The sequence below is a fragment of the Corynebacterium sp. HMSC074E01 genome (assembly GCF_001808885.1).
In the GTDB taxonomy this organism is placed as follows: Bacteria; Actinomycetota; Actinomycetes; order Mycobacteriales; family Mycobacteriaceae; genus Corynebacterium.
On the sequence record NZ_KV794837.1, the window covers coordinates 1 to 4,155 of the forward strand.

The following is a 4,155-nucleotide window of genomic DNA, read 5'->3' on the forward strand; positions in this document are numbered from 1 at the left end:
TCTCAAAAGCAACCGCAGCCTCAACCGGCTTAGTCACAGACTCAGCAACAGTGATTTCAACTACAACCTCACCGTTAGCAGACTCCGGAGTAAAGGTCTTCTCACCCTCACCCAGAACGGTCTTGCCATCAGCCTTGGAAATCAGCTCAGCGAACAGAGTGTATTCCTTACCCGGAACCAGGTTCTCGTAGGTAACACGGTCATTAACCTGCGCACCAGCAACAACCTGAGTCGAACCCTCAGCAAAGTTGGCCTTCGTGGAAATCTTTACCCCACCAGGCAGACCCGGCTGGTCAACAGGAACTACTCGCTGACCAAAACCATTGCGAATACGCCAGTTGCCGTCCGGACCAACAATGGTGATAAAGGCATCAGCCGGCTGACGGTCAATAGTCACCGACGGGTCAACTTTAAACCAAGTATCAAGATTGAACTTGTCACCAGAATCGCTGATAATCCGGAGTCCTGTGAGGGACGTGAACTCGTCCTCATTACCCGTAAAAGCCGTAAAGCGGTCGGGTTGGCTAACTCCTTGCCCTCGTATCACCTTAATAGCCTCTGCGCGACCTCCAGCGTCCGAGACCAGGGCAGCCAAGTAAACGCTGTAATTCGCAGTAAGCTTCTTATCTCCCGCCTTAGTGGCATCACGAAGCTTCATCGCCATACCAATCGCAGCGTCCTGATACTTCGGGTCGTCAAAGCGAAGCGCGCCCGCCGTCGACTTGTGATATTTCCTATTTACAGCCACCGGATCTTGGGTTGTGAAATCAATGCACCAGGCCCAACCGACGTCATTGCCAGTTTGATTAGTTTTAGGCTTCCCCTCTGGTACACCAGCCCACACCAGTGGACCCCAAGTGGTGTCACGGCCATCTTTCACGCGATGGGGGCTAAGCGTCTCATTCGGCACGAAGTCGGTCGGCTCAGCCGCATCCGCCTTCGTCCAGGGAACGGTGACCATGGCCGCAATCACTGCTATTGCCGTGAAAACAGCAGTAAGGACCATCCACCCCTCTCTGGAGATATTCCTTAATTTACTCATCGTTTCCTCTTCGAATGATGTGAATGTCTACAAGTTGTTCTGCACAGCAGTAAGTTTCCGCTGAGACAATCTGAAATCTGGACGTAGGTTTTTACACCCTGACCGGCAATTCTCCTTAAGAATCTCACGTACTCTTATAGTCCACCCAGGAGACTATCATCACTCACAGCTAGTCGCAAGATAGTTGATTGCTGCATAACTTTTCCTTATACCCTCATATGGCGACATTTCGGCAGGTAAAACGTGCTGTGCGCTCGACCTTCAGGCCGTTTTTCGACAATACGTTCGCCTAAATGTTGACACGGCACATAACTCAGATTTTCTTAGATTTCTCCATTTAAGGTTTCTTAAGTTTTTGCATAAGCGTTTCCTTAAGGCGGTGCTGAGCCAACCGACTTCCCGCACGGAAGATGCCCCGCACACCTCTCCAGCCTGCAGACAACTAGCCCCCAGAAATGCGCAGAAGTGGCCGTGCGCAACACACGGCCACTTCAATCACATTCAGCACCCCGCTCCCCTGCCAAGGCACAGGGTATCATTCCCCTTAACTTATAACGTCACTGTTTCTTTAATCGTCGGTGGAGCGGATGAGTTTCGGGTCGACGTCGACAACCGGTTCCGGGACCTCGATGACCTCAATATCAGAGACGGCAGTGGCGGTCGGCTCCACGGGCTGTGAGTCACCGTGGACGGTTTTATCAGCATTCGGCCCCACAGTGATCTTTCCAGCCGCCAGCGCTGCCCTGTCGCGGGCGGTCTCAACGTCCTCAGCAGTCGTGGCCACCATGCCCATGCGTCGGCCGGCATAAGCCCACGGTTTGCCAAACAGGCGCACATCCGTCTCTTCGTAGGAAAGGGCGGTGTCGAGGCCGGTGTAGGAGACGTCATCAAGCTCAGCGTCCGCGTGCAGAATGACCGCAGCACCGGGGCTGACCAACGTCACGTCAATAGGGAAGCCCAGAATCGCACGGACGTGGAGCTCAAACTCCGAGAAACGCTGCGTGTATCCGGTCAGCATGGCGGTGTCCAAAGGACGCGGTGAGACGGAGGAGAAGTACACCTCATCGCCCGCCACGAAGAGCTCAACGCCGTAGACGCCCCGCCCGCCCAACTCATTAGAGATACGCGCCGCAACGGAGCGCGCGTTCGCCAAGGCGTCCTCACTCATCGCCATGGGCTGCCAGGACTCCACCAAATCACCATTCTCATGACGGTGGCCAATGGGCTCACTGAACCACGTGGCCATCTTGCCCGTAGCCGGGTCAATAGAGCGCACAGCAAGCAGCGTGACCTCATAATCAAAGTCAACGAAGCGCTCCACCACCACGCGCTTATAATCCGATGACACGTGGCGCACCATGGACCACGCCTCCTGCACGTCCTCTTCTTCCTTAAGAAGCACGTGCCCCTTACCGGAGGTCGTAATATCCGGTTTCACGATGCACGGCAGCCCCAACCCCCCCACCGCGTCCTGCAACTCTTCAGCGGACTCAGCAAAGCGATAGGCCGTTACGGGCAAGCCGATGCTCTCAGCCACCTCACGCACGCTCTCCCGGCTCTGTGTCAGCTCACATGCTCGCGCCGAAGGCACAACGGTGGTGCCGAATTCCTCAATGCGCTTCAGCGCTTCCACCGCGACTGTCTCCACCTCCGGGACCACATAGTCCGGCTTGATGCGCTCTGTCAGCTCCCACACCTTGTGCGGGTCCCTGATATCTGCAATGTAGCTAAAGTGCGCAAGCTGCTGCGCGGGTGCTCCTGCGTAGCGGTCCACGGCGTGGACCTCGAGTCCTAAGTTCTGAAAGGCAATTACCAACTGCTTGCCCAACTCGCCCGCTCCCAGGAGCAGCACCTTGGTGGCGTTTCCTGTCAGAGGGGTTCCGATCTGGCCTGCGATGTCGCCTACGGTAGTCATTCTCGAATTATCGCATACTTCTGGCGCTGCATTGCTTGGCGACGTCCCCCAAACCCCACCATCCCAACCCCATCGGGCACCGGCCACCCAGTGCGCCGGACTGAACCCTAGGATCACCAAGCCCCCTCCCCACCGCAGGGAAACGGTGGGAAAGGGGGCCTTGGTATTTAGACTGACCTTCTATGCGTCAGCCGGCCACTCAGGGCCGGCTGGCCCTCGGTGTGCGTTAGTGTCTCTTACTTGGAAGAAGAGGAACCGTTAGAGGAACCTGCACCCGGCGCACAAGCATCAGCGATAAGGCCAATAGCCAGAGCACCAGCAGCAATCAGAGCCACAGCGCCAGCAGCCTGCTGGTGGTCAACACCGAAACGCTTCAGCTGCGCATCGATACCAGCCATCTTGCCAGCCAGCGGACCATTGAACACACCAGCCTGCTTCTGCAGCTGAGTATTCAGATCCCGAATCTGCTTGTTAATCGGAGCAACAAAGTCCGACAGACCCGGAATATTCATCTGGGAAGCCAGACCAACCGGAATCAGGAACAGCAGCGGAATACCAACACCCAGGCCGGTGTTGATGCAGCGCTGGGACAGGTTCGAAGACAGGTCAGAGGAACCATTACCCGGCTTAGACGGCTTCTCCGGGTCGGTGATCTTGACATCAACATCACCAATCTTGTTGCCGTCCTTGTCCTTGACAGCGACCTTGGCATCCTGCGGCTTCGTGCCCTCCGGCACCGACACCTTGATCTCACCGGTGTTCGGATCGATCTCGACCTTCGCACCCTCAATCGGCTTGCCGTCCTTGCCGATGACCTCACCAGTCATACCCTCAGTCGGGTTCTTGACCTTGTCATCCAGCTTCTTCGGCTTGCCGTTAGCCGGAATCTCATCGACGGTGCCAACAGCAACAATGCTCGGCTTGTCGTCCTCGTCAGAGCCTTCGTTGCCCTTGAAGTCGCTCTTGTCGAGCGGGTTGGTGCCGTCCTTCTTCTCCTGGCCGTCGTTGACGCCGTCACCATCGGTATCCGGATTCTTCGGATCGGTGCCGTCCTTGATCTCGTCACCGTCGTTGACGCCGTCACCATCGGTGTCCGGGTTGTTCGGATCAGTTCCAATCTCGATTTCAGTACGGTCTGTTACACCATCACCGTCGGTATCCGGGTTGGTCGGGTCGGTGTTGCCAGGCTCACCGTTCT

2 protein-coding genes and 1 pseudogene are annotated in these 4,155 nt (G+C 56.4%); all 3 read right to left on the reverse strand.

The annotated features are described in order from the left end of the window. Nucleotides 1–1,006: VaFE repeat-containing surface-anchored protein (locus HMPREF2537_RS12765; RefSeq protein WP_070525750.1), on the reverse strand; the 1,006-nt coding region annotated here is incomplete at its 3' end. A 604-nt stretch (nucleotides 1,007–1,610) separates the two neighbouring features. Beyond that, entirely contained in the window at nucleotides 1,611–2,957 is a 1,347-nt protein-coding gene (purT, locus tag HMPREF2537_RS04055) for a formate-dependent phosphoribosylglycinamide formyltransferase (RefSeq protein WP_070525752.1), read from the reverse strand. 236 nt (nucleotides 2,958–3,193) lie between these two features. After that, nucleotides 3,194–4,155 (reverse strand): annotated as a pseudogene (locus tag HMPREF2537_RS12770) (hypothetical protein); the annotation flags it as partial.